Origin of the sequence: Klebsiella variicola (assembly GCF_000828055.2) — a bacterium.
Taxonomy (GTDB): Bacteria; Pseudomonadota; Gammaproteobacteria; order Enterobacterales; family Enterobacteriaceae; genus Klebsiella; species Klebsiella variicola.
On record NZ_CP010523.2, the window covers coordinates 1,156,268 to 1,173,210 of the forward strand.

Here is a 16,943-nt window from a genome sequence, read left to right on the forward strand (position 1 = left end):
ACGGCAGCTAAAATAGCACTATAATGGACTGCAAAAGATAGCCATATTGTGATGAAAAAAGCAGACCATAATGGAAGCGATCCACCTCCCTCTTTATCAGCGTATTGCCCGCCAGCTGAAATCGGCAATTGAACGGGGCGAACTGACCCCGGGCAGCCGTCTGCCCGCCAGCCGGGTGTTTGCCCAGGAGCAGGGCGTCTCCCGGGCGACTATCGAAAACGCCTGGGGTGAACTGGTCGCCCAGGGGTGGCTTGAGCGGCGTGGGCAGGCGGGGACCTTTGTCAGCGAGCGGCTCAGTCCGCGCCAGCTGGCGCCGGTAACGCCAGCGCAATCAGCCGCCTCGACGGACCCGTTGCCCTTTCAGATGGGGCTGCCGGCGCTGGATCTCTTTCCGCGCGGGCTGTGGGCGCGAGTGATGGGTCGTCGGCTGCGGACGCAGTCGCGGTTCGACCTTGCCCCCGGCGATCCCGGCGGCGACCCGCTTCTGCGCCAGGCGATCGTGGAGTATCTGCGCCTGTCGCGCAGTATTGACTGCCAGCCGGAGCAGGTGCTGATTACCGGCAACTATGCTACCTCCATGGATCTTATCCTGCGTACGCTGGCGCAGCCGGGGCAGCATATGTGGATGGAGGATCCGGGGTATCCCTTTATCCGCCCGGTCGTTGAGGCCAGGCAGCTGGTGGTGGATGCGATCCCGGTGGACGACGAAGGAATGGATGTTGGCTGGGGCTTGCGGCATCACCCTCAAGCGCGGTTTGCCCTGCTCACCCCGGCACACCAGAGCCCGCTGGGGGTCGCGCTGTCGCTGCCCCGGCGTCGCCAGCTGCTGGCGTGGGCGACAGCGCGCGACGCGTGGATTATTGAGGACGATTACGATAGTGAGTTTCGCTATCACGGCAAACCGCTGCCGCCAGTGAAAAGCCTCGATGCGCCGCAGCGGGTTATCTACGCCGGCACTTTCAGTAAGTCGATGTTTCCGGCGCTGCGCACCGCCTGGCTTGTGGTGCCGACCCCGCTGGCGGCGCGTTTTCATCAGACGGCGGAGCGCCAGCCCTGCACCGTTCCTACTCTGTGGCAGCAGACGCTGGCGGATTTTATCCAGCAGGGACATTTCTGGCGTCATCTGAAAAAAATGCGCGCCAGCTATAGCCAGCGCCGACAGTGGCTGGAGTCGGCCCTGCAGGCGCAGGGCTTTCAGGTCACGCCGCAGCAGGGGGGCATTCAGCTGGTCATGCCGGTCAGCGGCAACGATCGCCTGCTGGCCCGGCAGGCGGTTGAGGCCGGGCTGGCGGTGCAGGCGCTGAGCGACTGGCGTCTTCGCCATGCAGGCGAGGGGGGATTACTGATGAGTTTTACCAATATTCGCTCAGCGGCGATGGCCGATGCGCTGGCCCGGCGGCTCAGAGAGGCGATCGCGAACGATGGCGCATAAAAAACCCCTGCGGCCAGAGGCGCGCAGGGGCTGACGCGTATTTGTTATCTTCATTAGATTCCGTGAAGCTCGCGGGCTTCCGCTCGCCAGGCGCGCGCGGAAGCTGACGCTGTCTCTATTATCGACGTAAATTGAGCAATACGCCAATAAATACCCCGACGGCGGCTGCGGCGCCGACGCTGTGCCAGGGTTTATTGCGCACGTAGGTATCGGCGCAGCCCAGCGCATCACAGGCTGCCTGACGGGCATCCAGCGCCGCCTGCTGCACCCGGTTGTGACCATTGAGGCGGGCACGGGTCTCTTTCAGCAGCGACTGAGCTTTAACGCGCGCCGCTTCGGCTTCCTCTTTCGCGTCACTGCCCCACGATTTCAGCACCTCTTCCAGCGTATCCGCTAATTGACTGACATCGTTATGGATATCCTCAGCATTCTCGTCAAAATTGTTGCGGTTCACATGGTTAGCCATCGTTATCTCCCTTAATTCCATCGAGTGAGTAAGTGTAGGACAAGATTTTGAATTATGCTTACTGCTGTGGTTTCTGGAATATTCCGAAAGCACTGCGCTTAACGAATAAGGTAAGGTCAATGTGCGGTAAAAGATAACGAGGAATCAGTATGTATTTAAGACCCGATGAGGTGGCGCGTGTTCTTGAAAAAGCCGGCTTCACCATGGATGTTGTGACGCAAAAAGCGTACGGCTATCGCCGAGGCGATAATTATGTTTATGTGAACCGCGAAGCGCGCATGGGGCGGACAGCGTTAATTATTCATCCAGCGCTAAAAGAGCGTAGCAATATGTTGGCCGAACCGGCCTCAGATATCAAAACCTGCGACCATTATGAACAATTTCCGCTGTATTTAGCCGGAGATGCGCAGCAGCATTATGGTATTCCGCACGGATTTAGCTCACGGATGGCGCTTGAGCGTTTTCTGAATGGACTATTTGGCGAAGCCCAACCGGCGATGTCGACAAATTAATACGACGGTTAAGACCGGGGCGGAGCAGGCTGGCGAGAGAGCGACTGGCAGGGCCAGTCGCTGGAATAGCGTCGGTCAGGCTTTCGCCTGCTGGTAGGGGGCCACGCGGAACAGGCGGCGGCAATAGTCGAGGAAGTAGCCGTAAGCAGCGCCCATCATCATCGATACCGCCAGGTTTGAGCTCACTGCAGCGACAATCTGGTGCCAGTCTGCACCTACGCTCCACAATATTGCGACATACACTGGCGACTGGAAAGTGACGTAGGCCAGCACGTCGGCCATATTTTTCATCCAGCCTGCCGGGCTAATGCGCCGGGCCTGACGCATCGCAAAGTCGCGATAAAAACCATAGGGCACGGCAATAATAATGTTGACCGGGATCGCCACCAGGCGCGACGATAACGACTGCTCAAACGTCATACCAGAGAGAAAAATTTCGATCATCATGTTGACGACGGTGCAGTAAACCACCATCGCAAAGGTGTCTGCAACCGCATGCCGCAAGCGGGAGTGCGCAGAGAACATCGGAGTGCTCCTCGAAAATGAAGTCAATAACGCCGAAAAATGCGCGTTGGTATAGCGTTTTTGGGCTGCCTGTTTTGATGTGCGTAGAGTATATCTCTGCATTAAAAGTGGCAACTAGCTATAAATTTTTATTTATTGCCTTTTTGTCGATAAAATACTCTGCGACAGTTGGTTTTCTGCCCGTTACGCTACTTTTATTGCTGGTTTTGTGAAATGTGTTTAATTTCAGTTGGTTACTTGACGTTTTTGCATGATATCTGACCAGGGAGGCGGCGTCTGACCGCCCGCTGTGGCGCAAAATCGCGTGAGCCTGTGATGAAGGTCTCGTTTAGATGTTTTTATGCCATTATGCCGGTTTTTGTGGTGAAAAATTCTAAAATGACGTGTGGCGTTTTATTCTGATTGGCTGGGTAACTATTCATTAGGCCGTGTGGAGAGGGCCTGCGTATCCGCCGACGATAAGAGGATAAACCGCTGACCATAAAGGTAATATCGCCTGCTGAATATATTTTCATATCTTACCATCCGCCGCTTTTATTTATTCATGGTCTTGTTGGCCTGCGCTGGCGAAAAAGAACCGGGGATTTGCCGATATAGGGCAGGCGGAAAAGGTTTACTCTTTGCATAATATATTTATCTGGACAACCGAAGGCTGGAAATAAATAAGTGTTTCCATTACACTTGCCGCGTTGTATCTTTTAATTGGTTATCTGGGATTTCTTAATTTTATGTCTTTAATGTTACACAAACTGAATAATATCCGTTCACTGCGTGCCCTGTCCCGTGAATTCTCCATTGACGTGCTTGAAGAGATGCTGGAAAAGCTCAGGATCGTCACTGAAGAAAAACGTACGCAACAGCAGCTGGCGGCGCAGCAGCAGGCGGAATATCAGGAAAAAGTGAATACCTGGCTTGAGCTGATGCGCGCCGACGGTATTTCTCCTGACGACCTCGTGGCCGATATTCAGCCGTCGATGGCGGTAGGGAAAAAGCGGCAACCGCGCCCGGCGAAATATCGTTATACCGATCATACTGGCGCAGAAAAAACCTGGACCGGTCAGGGAAGAATGCCGAAGCCGATTGCTCAGGCGGTTGCTCAGGGCAAATCGCTGGACAGTTTCCTCATTTAAAGCCGATCCGGCCGGTATCAGGACAGTGGGGGAGACCCGCCGTTCCGTCCGGCCTTATCACTTCCCGGGAGAGGGGCTTTAGCAGACGCCAAAGTCGCCCTCTTCCTGGTATGGCGTCACCTCTTCTGAGTTCAGCGTATAGCGCTCGCCCTGCTCTTGCGCGGCCTGAACCACCACCAGCTGTTCTCCCTGTACTTCAACCACTTTCAGTTTTGGTCCACCCGCACGCGGTTGTACCAGATCGCCGACAGAAAACATCATTCACTCCTCACGGTTAACATCCTGGATGAACCTCAACCATAGCTCAACGACTGGCCAGTGAACACTGGCTGTGCTGTTTTTTGTTAAAACAATTTGGGGGTATATGTATTAATGTTGTTAATGTTTTGCTGGCGCCATACCGCTGCTGAGAAGGGGGGACGGCGAGGGTAGGGTTACCATCAATCAGGTCAGGAAAGACACCATGAAGTATATCGTTCTATTGATCATTGTTATTGCTGTTCTGTATGTCCATTATCGCGGGCGGGTGCGCTATCGTTTCTGGCGACAGCTCTCCGATCATTCAACATTTACTGCTCCGCTGAATGGATTTATGTATTTATTTTCCCGCGTGCCGAATACGCCATATCTGCGCCCGGAGATGTTTCCCGAGCTGGCGATATTGCAGCAGAACTGGCAGGTAATTCGCGATGAAGGTCTCCACCTTCAGCAGCTGGAGCAGATTAAAGCGGCCGATAAATATAACGATGCCGGATTTAACTCATTTTTTAAAACCGGCTGGAAACGTTTTTATCTGAAATGGTATGAGGAGGCCCATCCCTCCGCCAGCCAGCTCTGCCCACACACCACCGCGCTACTGCGCGATATCCCGTCGGTGAAAGCGGCCATGTTCGCCACCCTGCCAGACGGCAGCCGTCTGCCGCGCCACCGCGATCCCTACGCCGGTTCGCTGCGCTTTCATCTCGGCCTGGCGACGCCGAACGATGACCGCTGCTTTATCGAGGTGGATGGCCAGCGCTACAGCTGGCGCGATGGGGAAGGGGTGCTGTTTGATGAGACCTATATTCACTATGCGGAAAATACCAGCGGTGAGAATCGGCTGATTCTGTTCTGTGATATTGAACGGCCCATGCGCTACCGCTGGGCGCAGCAGGTGAACCACTGGCTGGGACGTCATCTGATGAGCGCCGCCTCGGCGCCCAATGATACCGGCGATCGCATTGGCGGGATTAACCGGGCGTTTCGCTATATCTACCAGATCCGCATTGTCGGCAAGCGGCTGAAAAAATGGAATAAGACGGTCTATTACATCGTTAAATGGCTGCTGTTCGGCGGCATTGCCTGGCTTATCTGGAGTGCGTTTTAACCCTCATGACGCCGGTTCCAGGGCATGATCGCCAGCAGACGCGCCATGCCGCAAAAGCCGGTCACCCCGGCGAAGGTGAGCCCGGCGCCGACCGCGCCGCTGAGCAGGAAGAAGCCGCTGCTCACGGTATAGCCCAGCAGTACACCGAGTAAAATCAGGACGCCAGCGGCAATTTGTACCTGGCGCATCAGCGGCAGCGGCTGGGATTTATCCTCCTCAACCGGGAACCCCGCGGCCCTCCAGCCCTGAATCCCCCCGGCCAGCAGGCTTGCCTGCGCCGGTGCGGCGGCGGCGGCCAAGCGAATCGCGTTATTCTGCGTCCGGGAACCCGCCTGGCAGTGAAAGATGACTGTCTCTCCGGCCCGGGCATTGAGGGTCGCACCGTTGGTCAGGCTGGCGAGCGGCACCAGTTCGGCATCGGGAATATGTTCGCGCGCGTATTCATCCGCATCACGGATATCAATCAGTCTGGCGCCCTGGGCAATCAGCGCCCGGGCTTCGGCCGGGGTTAAGGTAGCGATGGTCATAGGATCCTCACGGGCAATAGAGCGTTTTCAGCGTGTTGATCACCTGCTGTACCGCAGGGTGGGTGATGAAATAGTGGATACGCTGGGCATCGCGCTCGCTGTCGATCAGCCCCTCGTCACGCATCCGCGCAAGGTGCTGCGAGGTGGCGGAAGGGCTCAGGCCGGTAGCGCGGGCCAGTTCACCGGCGCTGGCCCGCGGCGCATCGCACAGCATGCACAGGATCAGCAATCGGTGAGGATTGCTCATGGCTTTCATCAGCGCGGCGGCTTCTCCGGCGCGGGCCTGCAGGTCTTCAGGTGTGGTCATATATTTTAGCTTTTTCTAAATTTAGATAACTCTAAAATAAAAACATCCCCTGCGCCAGCACTTTTTATCTGTGACTCAGGCCGGAACGGCGAGCTGGGCAATCTGCGCCCGGGCGCTGGCGATCCCTGCGTCGCGACCATGCGGACGATTGTCCAGCCCTTCGGCATAGATAAATTCCACCTCATGGATCCCCATCAGCCCCAGTACCGCGCGCAGATAGGGGGTGATGGCGTCGGTGGTCTCTCCCTGGTGAATACCGCCGCGGCTGCTGACGACCACCGCCCGAACGCCCTCGACCAGCCCCTGCGGCCAGCTGTCGGTGTAGCGAAAGGTTTCCCGCGCCCGCGCCACGAGGTCGAACCATTTCTTCAGGTCGGTCGGGACGTTGAGGTTATACATCGGCGCCCCGATCACCAGCAGGTCGCTGGCTTTTAACTCGGCGATAAGCTGGTCGGAGCGCGCAACCGCCGCGCGGATGGCTGGCTGCGGATCCACTGCCCCGCGCAGGGCGGCGAACAGGGGGCGATCCAGCGTTGGCAGCGCCATGGCGCTGAGATCGTGTTCCGTGAGCCGATCGCGGTGTCCTGCTGCCCGGCGCGCCGCGAGAAATTCGTTAATCAGCTGATTGGTCAGGGATGTTTCGCCATTAATGCTGGATTTTAATACCAGAACGTTAGCCATGATGAGTGCCTCAAGTGAAGGGGAGAGGCAGAGACTAACACTGTCTTTTTTCTCTCTGGAGTGACATTATTTTCCTCTATTGTATCCCGTAAGGAACCAATCTGTGCGTGACGATCTGAACGCGATCCCGGTGTTTGTTACCGTGGTCGAGAGCGGTAACTTTGCCAGCGCGGCGGCGATCCTCCACGTGACGCGTTCGGCGGTGGGTAAAACCATTGCCCGGCTGGAAGCGCGCCTCGGCGTGGCGTTATTCCAGCGCACTACCCGTCGGCAACTGCTGACGGAAGAGGGGGAGCAATTTTACCACCAGTGCCGGGAAGCGCTGGCGCGCATCCGCGAGGCCGAAGAGGCGCTCCAGCGCGGGAAGGGCGAGGTGCAGGGGCGGCTGCGGATCTCGCTACCAGTGCTCTTTGGCCAGCGCTGCGTGGCGCCGGTGCTATTCCGCCTGAGCCAGCGCTATCCGTTACTGAAGCTCGAGCTCCACTACAGCGACCGGCAGGTCAATCTGCTGGAGGAGGGGTTTGATCTTGCGGTGCGTATCGGAAACCTGGCCGATACCGGGTCGCTACGGGCGCGGGCGCTGGGGGAGCATGGCATGGTGCTGTGCGCGGCGGTGGAGTACCTGCGCCGCCAGCCGGCGCCGCAGACCATCGCCGGGTTGAGCGAGCACCGCACCCTCGGCTATCTGCACAACGGCCAACTGCAAAAATGGCAACTGTACGACCCGCAGCAGGGCGAAGTGCGCTTCAGTCCGCAGACGGGGCTGGTACAGGATGATTTTGCCGCCATCGCGGCGGCGGTGCAGCAGGGGATGGGCATCGCCTGGTTGCCGGACTGGCTGGTGGCGCAGGCGCTCGCCGACGGGACGCTGCAGCAGGTGCTGGCGCCCAGCGCTCAGGTGCGTTTCGCTATCCACGCGGTGTGGCCGGAGGGGCCGTGGCTGCCGCAAAAAACGCGGGTGGCGATCGATGCCCTGCGGGAAGGACTGCGCCTTGCTAAAAGCACACCGCCCAGCGGTTAAGGGTATCTTAAGGCGACCGGGCGATAATGACAGAAAGATGACGACTGAGAGCTATCGCCATGAACGCCCTGGAAACCCTGAATCAATCTGTTTTTTTCGCGCTTAACGCGCAGCCTGGCGCCGCGGAGGGCCTGCTGTCGCTGGCCCGTTTTTGCGCCAGCGGCATCGTGTTTATGATGCCGGCGATCGCGCTCGGCCTGTGGTTTCTCGGTGGTCGTGAGGGACACCGCCAGGCGCTGTTTATGACCCTGGCCGTGATGATTTCCCTCGGGCTGGGGATGGTGTGCGGGACGCTCTGGTTTCATCCGCGGCCGTTTATGATCCCCCTCGGCCATACCTGGATAAGTCATCCGGCGGATAACAGCTTCCCCAGCGATCACGCTACGGTGATGTTCAGCGCCGCGTTTGCGCTGCTGTCGCTGCGCCTGCGGGCGCCTGGTCTGCTGATGCTGCTGGCTGCGCTGCCGGTGGCCTGGTCGCGGATCTATCTTGGGGTGCATTTTCCGCTGGATATGGTGGGCGCAGCCCTGGTCTCCATTGGCGGGGTCATCGTGGCGAAGCGGGTCTGGCAGGCGGTCGGCCCACGGCTGGTGCTGCTGTGCGAGGCCGTCAGCCGGCGGATGTTCTCCTGGCTGCCGGCGCGCTTTACGCCATAGCCTCAGCGACGAGGCCGTCCGGTACGGGCGGCGCGGCGGTATAGCGTGCTGCGGGCGATACCCAGTATCTGTGCCGCCCGGCTGACGTTGCCGTTAACGCTGGCCAGGGTATCGACAATCAACTGCTCGTCATGGGCCTGCAATCCTCCGCGCGGCAGCGGCGCAGGCGCGGTGCGATACGCCTCCGGCAGCGCGTCGGGCGTCAGCGTGTCGCCCTCATCGGCCAGAGCCAGCATCACCTTCAGGACGCTCTGCAGCTGGCGCACGTTTCCCGGCCACGGCAGCTGGCTGAGGTGGACCAGCAGTGCATTTGAAAGCGTCACCCGGCGTGAAACACCGCCCAGGTCGCGCCACAGCGTGGCGATAAAGGTTTCCAGCGCCGGCCACTCGCGCAGCGGGGGCAGCGCCAGGGCATACTCCCGCAGGCGCCACAGCAGATCTTCACGGAATTCGCCGGCGCTGACCCGTTGCGTCAGATTGCGGTGGGTGGCGCAGATCAAGGCGAAATTCACCGGCACGCTGCGGCTGGCGCCCAGCGGGGCCACCTCTTTTTCCTGCAACACCCGCAGGAGCCGCGTCTGCAGCGCCAGCGGCATATCGCCGATCTCATCGAGAAACAGTACCCCGCCCTCAGCCTCGCGGATTTTACCGATATAGCCGTTTTTGCTGGCGCCGGTAAATGCCCCCGGCTGGTAGCCGAAGAGCTCGGATTCGATCAGCGATTCCGGGATGGCCGCGCAGTTGATGGCGACAAATTTGCCACTGCGCCAGCGGCTGTGCTGATGCAGCGTACGGCTGACATACTCCTTGCCGCTGCCGGTTTCTCCCTCAATGCATAGCGCAATGCCGGCGTTGAGCAGCCGCAGCAGCTTTTCGCCTTCGCGCGGGCTGGTGAAAGGGAGATGCATGACCGGCGGGGCGCTTACCGCCACCCGGCGGCGGGTGGGCTCCCGCAGGCGATAGTGATAGCGGCCCTGCGGGGTGGTCAGCGGCAGCGGGACGCTGACCGCCCTTTGCGCCAGCGTCGGAAAAAGCGACGCAAAGGTGAGCTGGCCAAACTGCGCCGCGCTCAGGCCGAACTCGCGCATCGCCAGTCGGTTGCCGGCGGTGAGGACGTTGTCAGAAAAGACCAGCAGCAGCTCCTCGACGCTGTCGAGCTTGTCCACCTGCCGGTGCAGGCTCATCAGCCACTGCTCCGGATGCAGGCTCTGTTTCACCCACAGATACTCAATCTGCTTTGCCGCCGCCTTCACCCAGCCGAAGGTATGCTGGTGGGGAAAATCCGCCGGGCCGGAGATATCCAGCACCCCGGCAATACTTCCGTCCGGCCGCTGGAGCGGCATCGCCGCACAGTACAGATTCTGATTGCGGGTAAGAAAATGCTGGCGGCCATCGATTTCGCAGCCGTCATCAATGACCAGCGCGGTGCCAATGGCGTTGGTCCCGCGCCCGCTTTCGCTCCACAGATTGCCGGGGGCCAGCGCCACGCGCTGAGCCTTCTGCATCGCCTGGGTATCGCCGACGGTGTGCAGCACCAGGCCACTGGGGTCGGAGAGGACCACCACCGACTGCAGGTCCGCCACCTGGCGCGACAGGGCATCCACCACCGGCTGCGCCAGCTGCTGCAGGCTGCGGTGGCTGGCGAGCCGGTCTGCCAGCTCCCCGGCGCGCAGACGGGGAAAATCCTCGGTAGCGGGATCCAGACCATAGCGCTGGCAGCGAGACCACGAGTCGCTGAGCAGGGGGTTAGCGTTAACCTCTGGTGCGAGAAGATAGGGATTACCTGGCACAGGGCACCTCAGGGTCGATGTTGCTGTGTTGCAATATTGTAGCCATTTGGTTTATTTGGTGTTGCGATTTGCAACACAGAAGTGGACATCTGTGCGACAGCGCCTGCCATCCTGGTAAATAAATAATCCTAACTCATTAATAAATAATATAAATTGTTGGCAATAAAAAACTGGCATAACCCCTGCAAAGTGAGAAGCGTTCGGCGGCAAGTTTAAAAAATCAATATGCCGCTGCGTCTCAACCCTACAGAAGGAGATTTGCGATGCGTTATGCACATCCTGGCCAGCCCGGCGCCCTGGTTTCATTTAAATCCGCTTACGGCAACTTCATTGACGGTAAATTTGTCGAGCCGCTGAGCGGTGAATTCTTTATGAATACCTCCCCGGTCGACGGCAGCAACATTGCGCAATTTCCCCGCTCGGACGCCAAAGACATTGAGTTCGCCCTGGATGCCGCTCACCGTGCGGCGCCGGCGTGGGGTAAAACGTCAGTGCAGCAGCGCTCCAGGCTGCTGCTACAGGTCGCCGATCGTATTGAACAGCACCTGGAGTATCTGGCCGTCGCGGAGAGCTGGGACAACGGGAAACCGATCCGCGAAACCCTGAATGCCGACCTGCCGCTGGCGGTGGACCATTTCCGCTACTTCGCCGGCTGCCTGCGCGCCCAGGAGGGAAGCACCGCCGAGATTGACGAAACGACGGTGGCCTATCATTTCCATGAACCGCTGGGGGTGGTTGGGCAGATTATCCCGTGGAACTTTCCGCTGCTGATGGCCGCGTGGAAGCTGGCCCCGGCCCTGGCGGCGGGTAACTGCGTGGTGCTCAAGCCGGCTGAACAGACGCCGCTGAGCATTACCCTGCTGCTGGAGCTGATTGGCGATCTGTTCCCGGCCGGGGTGCTTAACGTGGTACAGGGATTCGGCAAAGAGGCGGGCGAGGCGCTGGCCACCAGCAAGCGTATCGCCAAGCTGGCGTTCACTGGCTCCACGCCGGTCGGGCGGCATATTCTCGCCTGCGCGGCGGAAAATATTATCCCCTGCACTGTCGAGCTGGGGGGCAAATCGCCCAACATCTACTTCGCCGACGTAATGGAGGGAGAAGAGGAGTTTATTGAGAAGGCGGTGGAGGGACTGGTGCTTGGCTTCTTCAACCAGGGGGAGGTATGTACCTGCCCGTCGCGGGCGCTGATCCATGAATCCATCTATGAGCCCTTTATGGCGCGGGTCATGGAGAAGGTGGCGCAGATCCGCCGTGGTGACCCGTTAGATACCGACACCATGATCGGCGCGCAGGCTTCCCGCCAGCAGTTCGATAAGATCCTCTCCTACATTCAGATTGCGCGGGAAGAGGGCGGGCAAATTCTGACCGGCGGCGAGCGGGCGGCTATCGCGCCGGCGCTGGATAACGGTTTTTATATTCAGCCCACGCTGATTAAAGGCCGCAACGATATGCGCAGCTTCCAGGAGGAGATCTTTGGGCCCGTGATCGGGGTGACCACCTTTAAGGACGAAGCGGAAGCGCTGACCATCGCCAATGAGACCCAGTTTGGCCTTGGCGCCGGGGTCTGGACGCGGGATACCAACCTCGCCTATCGCATGGGCCGCGGGATTAAAGCCGGCCGCGTATGGACCAACTGCTATCATGTCTACCCGGCGCATGCGGCGTTCGGTGGCTATAAACAGTCTGGCGTTGGCCGGGAAACGCACAAGATGGCGCTGGATGCCTATCAGCAAACCAAAAATCTGCTGGTGAGCTACGGCACCGCCCCGCTGGGTCTGTTCTAAATACAACCCCGCGCTTCTGTTCCAACCTCTGTCCGCAATCCGTCCGGGTTGCGGATTTTTTTTAACTGCAAAATAACCCTGCTATTTAGCCGGTTTTATTGAGCGGCATGACCAACACATTCACACGGCTGATGTAATATCTTTCACTTGAAAATAAAAAGGGTTCCACAACAAGAAATTATGCGCAGTGAGGCGGACACTTGTGCTTCATTTATGTAGAAATGATGAATATTAATACCAGGAAAATTCCTAATTTTCCTGTGCTGTCGATCGGAAGCACAATAAAACAAGACAACTTTTTGAGTAATTATCTTTAAATTTGTTAATGGTTTTGATCTGTTGTTGTTTGAAAGTGTTTTATTGCCGTTTGTATAGATATGTAAATTAACATTGAAAAGGCATTTCAAAAATAAATTTTATGCCTCTGATAATCATTAACTTATTCGTAACATTGTGCCGGGTTGCCTTTTGGTAGGTGCGGTAATATATTTATTTCGCACACCAAAATAACTTTTTTAGCTTCTGTTTTTTATTAATGGTCACCTTTTGACGGAATAAAGCAGAGTGAGAGGGCGTGTGCCTACTATCCTGCGGAAGGAACGCAATGAACATTTACAAGGAGGAACTGATGAGCAGCTTCGCGATAGCCAAGCGCTATTGCCGATGACTGTGCGATATATTCGTTAACGATGAGATAAATAATGAAAACCCAACTTCGTATTATGGCAATTCTCATGGGCGCGCTGGTTTCGGGCGCGGCAATTTCAGGCAATACGCAACCGGCAAGATCGACAATGACCGTTAACCCAGGCGCCAGCGCAGGCACTCAGGGTACCGGTGGGCAGGTAATTTTTAACGGCTCTATTACCGACAGCTCCTGCAACGTCGACAGCGGTTCAACCGGCCAGACCGTGGATCTGGGCAAATGGGCCAGCAGCTATTTTACCGGCACCGGCTCCGAAACCACCAAAACTCCCTTCCATATCAAAGTCAAAGATTGCCCGGCCAGCGTGGCCAAGGTTGCGGTGCTGTTTGACGGCGCGCGCGATCAGTCTGATACCACTCTGCTGGCCACCAATGGCGGCGCCACCGGCGTGGCGATCAAGCTGTATGAAGACGACCAGAACACGGCGGTCAGCCTCGGCAAAGTGTCCAAAGATCACCCGGTCGTCGCGGGCGCCACTGCCGGCACCGGCTCTGCTGACCTCGAGTTTTACGCCGACTATGTCTCTACCGGAGCCGTGGCGGCGGGCGATGCCAACGGTACGGCTAATTTCAATATGATTTATAACTAAGCATATTGCGCGTTATTCAGAGCCAGTCCATTGCGTCTGGATCCATAGCAGTCTGTTGAAATATTAATGGCGAAGCAGTCGCGATATATATTCGTGACGGTATTGTTGTTCCTGCTAATTATCTCAATGGTTACTGGCTCTGTTATTCACAGCTTTATTTTATTGTCTGTTCAACCTTTACCTGATGGTTATTAATGATGAAGAAAATAATTGCCGTTGCGGCTTTTCTGCTGTGCTCCACGGCAGCGCAGGCCGGTATTGTCATGGGGGGAACCCGTGTGATTTATCAGGAAGGGAAGCGTGAAGCCGCTATTTCAGTCACCAATGCCGATACTCACACACCCTATCTGGTGCAGTCGTGGGTGGAAAATTACGCGGAAAATGACAAGAGCAAGGTGCCCTTTATTGTGACCCCACCGCTGTTCCGTCTCGATCCGGAGCAGAATAACGTTCTGCGTATTAACTTTATTGGCGCCTCGCTGCCCGGCGATCGTGAGTCGGTGTTTTGGCTGAACGTCAAAAGTATTTCTCCGACGCCGCAGGGCGAGGTGAATAAGCTGCAGGTCAATATTAAGTCGAAATTCAAAATTTTCTATCGCCCCAACGGTCTGGCAGGCGACCCGGCAAAAGCCTGGCAGCAACTGAAGTTTACCCAGTCCGGCGGTCATCTGACGGTGGCAAACCCCACTCCCTATTTTGTCTCTTTTTACTCCGTCGCGGTGGGCGGGCAGAGCATCGATGAGCCAGGCATGGTGGCTCCGTTCGGCCAGAAAACGTGGCCGGTGAGCGGGCACGGCGCCGTCAAATGGCGGGCGATTAACGACTACGGTGGCGTCAGCGATTTCGCCCAGCAGTAATTCCCTTTTGTGATGACATGACCGGACGGCGCCAGCATGAAAAGAACAACAACAGCGAAGGTGCGGGAGTATGCCGCAATGCCAGTGACCGCAGGACGGGCGCTGGCGCTGGCGACAGTGCCGACGATGATGTTTTGTCTCAGCCCGCTGAACCGGGCGCTGGCCGACGACTATTTTGACCCGGCGGCGCTGGAGTTTGCCGACCCGCAGCAGCAAACCTCCGACCTGCACTACTTCGCCAAACCCGGCGGGCAGCAGCCGGGCACTTACTCTGTCACCGTGGTGGTTAACGATCAGGAGCTGGGTCAGGCTGATATTACGTTTGTTGACGATGGCGGGAAGCTGCAGCCGGTGCTGACGCCCGGTCAGCTGGCGGATTATGGGGTCAACGTCAGCGCCTTTCCCGCCTTTCAAACGCTGCATGAAGGAGAAACCTTCACCCGGATCGAGAAGTTTATTCCCGACGCCAGCAGTCGGTTCACCTTTGCTAACCAGCGCCTGACGCTGAGTATTCCCCAGGCGGCGATGAACGTGCAAAGCCGCGGCTATGTCGATCCCTCGCGCTGGGACGATGGCGTGCCGGCCGCGTTTGTCGATTACTATTTTTCCGGCGCGCAAATAAAGAACGCCGATGACGGGGAGAGCAGCCGCTCAAACTACCTCAATTTACGCAGCGGCGTGAACCTGGGCGCCTGGCGGCTGCGCAACGTCTCCTCAATGCAGTACGACCAGCAGCGCCGGCACTGGGATACCCAGAGCACCTGGCTGCAGCGCGACGTCCGCTCGCTGAAGAGCTTGCTGCGGATCGGCGATACCTACACCACCGGCGATGTGTTTGACAGCATCCCCTTTCGCGGCGTCCAGCTGATGTCTGACGATGAGATGCTTCCGGACAGCCAGCGCGGCTTTGCCCCCACCATCCGCGGCGTGGCGCACAGCAATGCCAAAGTGACCGTCTCTCAGCACGGGTATGTGATCTACGAAACCTTCGTGTCGCCGGGGGCATTTGCCATCAGCGATCTTTACCCCACCTCGCAGAGCGGCGATCTGGAGGTGAAGGTGACCGAGAGCAATGGTTCGGTGCGCACTTTTACTCAGCCCTATTCCGCAGTTCCTTTTATGCTGCGCGAAGGGCGCGGCAAATTCAGCCTTAGCGCCGGGCGCTACCATTCGGGGGCGGATACCGTCCGCTCGCCGGAATTCCTGCAGGGAACCCTGTTCTACGGTCTGTCGGCGGGATTTACTCTCTACGGCGGTACGCAACTGGCCCAGGACTATCAGTCCTGGGCGCTGGGCCTGGGGCGCGGTTTCGGCGAGTTCGGATCGCTGGGAGGCGACGTGACCCAGGCCATCACCCGCACGCCGTCGGGCAAGCGCTACGCGGGCCATTCGCTGCGCGCCCAGTATCAGAAAGATTTTGTCAGCTCGGGGACTTCATTCAGCCTCGCCAGCTACCGCTACTCCTCCAGCGGCTATTACGATTTTGCCGAAGCCAGCGCGCTGGAAAGCGCGCAGGGGCAGGTGGACAACCGGCGTCGCCGGGAAGAGCTGTCGGTGACACAAAGCCTTGGCGGCCTCGGCAGTCTGGCGATCTCCGCCTGGTCGCAGGATTACTGGCACCGGCAGAGCCGGGATGAGACGGTACACCTCGGGTTCTACAGCGCCTGGAAGGGGATCTCCTGGGGCGTGGGCTATTACTACACCCGCGCCAGCAATCAGGAAAAAAATGACCGTTCCTGGTCATTTAATATCAACATCCCGCTGGGCGGCCCGCTGTCCGACAGCGCGGTAAGCTATAACACCACCTCGGACAGCAATGGCTATACCTCGCAGCAGGTCTTGCTGTATGGCGCGGTGCCGACGCGGCCAAATCTGTTCTATTCGGTCCAGCAGGGCTATGGCAACCAGGGGCGAGGCAGCAACAGCAGCGTCGCGCTGGATTACCACGGCGGCTTCGGCAACGCCCAGCTCGGCTATCGTCATGACGCCGCCAGCAACCAGCTGACCTGGGGAGGCGCCGGCTCGGTGGTCGCGCATCCGCACGGCGTCACCTTCGGCCAGACGGTGGGCGAGAGCTTCGCCATCGTCCGCGCGCCGGGGGCCGCTGGGGTGGCGGTACAAAACGGCAACAATGTGCACACCGACTGGCGCGGCTATGCCGTGGTGCCATCCCTGACCGCCTATCGAAAAAATGTCATTACCCTCGACACAGAGTCGATGGCCGACGATACCGACGTCGATCAGGAGGGGCAGACCGTGATCCCCGGCGGCGGCGCGGTGGTGATGGCCAACTACCGGACCCACATTGGCAACCGGGTGCTGTTTACCCTGCGCAATGCCCAGGGGCCGTTGCCGTTTGGCGCCAGCGCGCGGCTGGTCACGGCGGAGGAGAGCGGCAATGCGCCGGGCGGCATGGTGGCCGACGGTGGGCAGGTGTACCTCAGCGGCGTGCCGCAGGAGGGGACCCTGGCGGTGAGCTGGGTCGTTAACAACCAGTCGCAGAGCTGCACGCTGCATTTTCAACTTCCGGATAACCCACAGCAGAGTCTGAATACGGTGAAAACCGTCTCCGGACTGTGCCAGACACGCTGAGG

At 58.4% G+C, this 16,943-nt stretch carries 16 protein-coding genes and 1 pseudogene; 10 read left to right on the forward strand and 7 right to left on the reverse strand.

What is annotated here, in order from left to right:
• Positions 1–70 precede the first annotated feature (70 nt).
• Positions 71–1,432, forward strand: a complete 1,362-nt coding sequence (pdxR, locus tag SP68_RS05540) for a MocR-like pyridoxine biosynthesis transcription factor PdxR (RefSeq protein WP_022065773.1) — start codon at positions 71–73, stop codon at positions 1,430–1,432.
• Positions 1,433–1,550: 118 nt separating this feature from the next.
• Here the strand turns inward: pdxR and SP68_RS05545 are convergent, their stop codons facing one another.
• Entirely contained in the window at positions 1,551–1,898 is a 348-nt protein-coding gene (locus tag SP68_RS05545; RefSeq protein ID WP_002914293.1) for an ElaB/YgaM/YqjD family protein, read from the reverse strand.
• 149 nt (positions 1,899–2,047) lie between these two features.
• Between SP68_RS05545 and SP68_RS05550 the strand changes: the two genes are divergently transcribed.
• The gene (locus SP68_RS05550; RefSeq protein WP_008806132.1) at positions 2,048–2,410 is read left to right on the forward strand and encodes a DUF2002 family protein; all 363 of its coding nucleotides are present in this window, start codon (positions 2,048–2,050) and stop codon (positions 2,408–2,410) included.
• A 75-nt stretch (positions 2,411–2,485) separates the two neighbouring features.
• Here SP68_RS05550 and alaE read toward each other — a convergent pair whose 3' ends face one another.
• Positions 2,486–2,935: an L-alanine exporter AlaE gene (alaE, locus tag SP68_RS05555; RefSeq protein WP_008806131.1), complete on the reverse strand. Its 450-nt coding sequence runs from the start codon at positions 2,933–2,935 to the stop codon at positions 2,486–2,488.
• A gap of 728 nt (positions 2,936–3,663) precedes the next feature.
• On the opposite strand from alaE, the gene stpA reads away from it, so the two are divergent.
• Positions 3,664–4,065, forward strand: coding sequence for a DNA-binding protein StpA (gene stpA, locus SP68_RS05560; RefSeq protein WP_040975977.1), 402 nt, complete (start codon positions 3,664–3,666; stop codon positions 4,063–4,065).
• A gap of 78 nt (positions 4,066–4,143) precedes the next feature.
• On the opposite strand, the gene SP68_RS05565 is transcribed toward stpA, so the two are convergent.
• Entirely contained in the window at positions 4,144–4,323 is a 180-nt protein-coding gene (locus SP68_RS05565; RefSeq protein ID WP_012540801.1) for a YodC family protein, read from the reverse strand.
• A gap of 205 nt (positions 4,324–4,528) precedes the next feature.
• Here SP68_RS05565 and lpxO point away from each other — a divergent pair, with 205 nt between their 5' ends.
• On the forward strand, positions 4,529–5,431 hold the full coding sequence (gene lpxO / locus SP68_RS05570; protein ID WP_012540802.1) for a lipid A hydroxylase LpxO: 903 nt from the start codon (positions 4,529–4,531) through the stop codon (positions 5,429–5,431).
• On the opposite strand, the pseudogene SP68_RS05575 reads toward lpxO, so the two are convergent.
• The 3 genes and pseudogenes from SP68_RS05575 to SP68_RS05585 all read right to left on the reverse strand — a co-directional run bounded on the left by SP68_RS05575 (position 5,412) and on the right by SP68_RS05585 (position 6,946).
• Positions 5,412–5,958: pseudogene (locus tag SP68_RS05575) on the reverse strand (rhodanese family protein). The gene lpxO and the pseudogene SP68_RS05575 overlap by 20 nt on opposite strands.
• A gap of 7 nt (positions 5,959–5,965) precedes the next feature.
• On the reverse strand, positions 5,966–6,265 hold the full coding sequence (locus SP68_RS05580) for an ArsR/SmtB family transcription factor (RefSeq protein WP_002914277.1): 300 nt from the start codon (positions 6,263–6,265) through the stop codon (positions 5,966–5,968).
• 75 nt (positions 6,266–6,340) lie between these two features.
• Positions 6,341–6,946 carry an FMN-dependent NADH-azoreductase gene (locus SP68_RS05585; protein ID WP_008806127.1) on the reverse strand — a complete coding sequence of 202 codons (606 nt, stop codon included), beginning with the start codon at positions 6,944–6,946 and terminating at the stop codon, positions 6,341–6,343.
• A 103-nt stretch (positions 6,947–7,049) separates the two neighbouring features.
• Between SP68_RS05585 and SP68_RS05590 the strand changes: the two genes are divergently transcribed.
• Both SP68_RS05590 and SP68_RS05595 read left to right on the forward strand, forming a co-directional pair.
• Entirely contained in the window at positions 7,050–7,967 is a 918-nt protein-coding gene (locus SP68_RS05590) for a LysR family transcriptional regulator (RefSeq protein ID WP_039102456.1), read from the forward strand.
• Positions 7,968–8,026: 59 nt separating this feature from the next.
• Positions 8,027–8,623 carry an undecaprenyl-diphosphatase gene (locus SP68_RS05595; RefSeq protein WP_008806125.1) on the forward strand — a complete coding sequence of 199 codons (597 nt, stop codon included), beginning with the start codon at positions 8,027–8,029 and terminating at the stop codon, positions 8,621–8,623.
• A gap of 2 nt (positions 8,624–8,625) precedes the next feature.
• Here SP68_RS05595 and SP68_RS05600 read toward each other — a convergent pair whose 3' ends face one another.
• The gene (locus SP68_RS05600; protein WP_016161670.1) at positions 8,626–10,413 is read right to left on the reverse strand and encodes a sigma-54-dependent Fis family transcriptional regulator; all 1,788 of its coding nucleotides are present in this window, start codon (positions 10,411–10,413) and stop codon (positions 8,626–8,628) included.
• Positions 10,414–10,676: 263 nt separating this feature from the next.
• On the opposite strand from SP68_RS05600, the gene exaC reads away from it, so the two are divergent.
• The 4 genes from exaC (at position 10,677) to SP68_RS05620 (ending at position 16,941) form a co-directional block, all read left to right on the forward strand.
• Positions 10,677–12,197, forward strand: a complete 1,521-nt coding sequence (exaC, locus tag SP68_RS05605) for an acetaldehyde dehydrogenase ExaC (protein ID WP_008806123.1) — start codon at positions 10,677–10,679, stop codon at positions 12,195–12,197.
• Between the two features lie 701 nt (positions 12,198–12,898).
• Entirely contained in the window at positions 12,899–13,492 is a 594-nt protein-coding gene (locus SP68_RS05610; protein ID WP_008806122.1) for a fimbrial protein, read from the forward strand.
• 194 nt (positions 13,493–13,686) lie between these two features.
• Entirely contained in the window at positions 13,687–14,349 is a 663-nt protein-coding gene (locus tag SP68_RS05615) for a fimbrial biogenesis chaperone (RefSeq protein WP_008806121.1), read from the forward strand.
• Positions 14,350–14,427: 78 nt separating this feature from the next.
• Positions 14,428–16,941: a fimbria/pilus outer membrane usher protein gene (locus SP68_RS05620; protein ID WP_032736316.1), complete on the forward strand. Its 2,514-nt coding sequence runs from the start codon at positions 14,428–14,430 to the stop codon at positions 16,939–16,941.
• Positions 16,942–16,943: the final 2 nt, after the last annotated feature.

Excerpts from the sequence above, each read along its gene's own strand:
- stpA (WP_040975977.1), top strand. The coding sequence starts at position 3,664 with ATGTCTTTAATGTTACACAAACTGAATAATATCCGTTCACTGCGTGCC.
- SP68_RS05545 (WP_002914293.1), bottom strand. The coding sequence starts at position 1,898 with ATGGCTAACCATGTGAACCGCAACAATTTTGACGAGAATGCTGAGGAT.
- pdxR (WP_022065773.1), top strand. The coding sequence starts at position 71 with ATGGAAGCGATCCACCTCCCTCTTTATCAGCGTATTGCCCGCCAGCTG.
- lpxO (WP_012540802.1), top strand. The coding sequence starts at position 4,529 with ATGAAGTATATCGTTCTATTGATCATTGTTATTGCTGTTCTGTATGTC.
- SP68_RS05565 (WP_012540801.1), bottom strand. The coding sequence starts at position 4,323 with ATGTTTTCTGTCGGCGATCTGGTACAACCGCGTGCGGGTGGACCAAAA.
- SP68_RS05585 (WP_008806127.1), bottom strand. The coding sequence starts at position 6,946 with ATGGCTAACGTTCTGGTATTAAAATCCAGCATTAATGGCGAAACATCC.
- SP68_RS05550 (WP_008806132.1), top strand. The coding sequence starts at position 2,048 with ATGTATTTAAGACCCGATGAGGTGGCGCGTGTTCTTGAAAAAGCCGGC.
- exaC (WP_008806123.1), top strand. The coding sequence starts at position 10,677 with ATGCGTTATGCACATCCTGGCCAGCCCGGCGCCCTGGTTTCATTTAAA.
- SP68_RS05615 (WP_008806121.1), top strand. The coding sequence starts at position 13,687 with ATGATGAAGAAAATAATTGCCGTTGCGGCTTTTCTGCTGTGCTCCACG.
- alaE (WP_008806131.1), bottom strand. The coding sequence starts at position 2,935 with ATGTTCTCTGCGCACTCCCGCTTGCGGCATGCGGTTGCAGACACCTTT.
- SP68_RS05620 (WP_032736316.1), top strand. The coding sequence starts at position 14,428 with ATGCCAGTGACCGCAGGACGGGCGCTGGCGCTGGCGACAGTGCCGACG.
- SP68_RS05595 (WP_008806125.1), top strand. The coding sequence starts at position 8,027 with ATGAACGCCCTGGAAACCCTGAATCAATCTGTTTTTTTCGCGCTTAAC.
- SP68_RS05610 (WP_008806122.1), top strand. The coding sequence starts at position 12,899 with ATGAAAACCCAACTTCGTATTATGGCAATTCTCATGGGCGCGCTGGTT.
- SP68_RS05580 (WP_002914277.1), bottom strand. The coding sequence starts at position 6,265 with ATGACCACACCTGAAGACCTGCAGGCCCGCGCCGGAGAAGCCGCCGCG.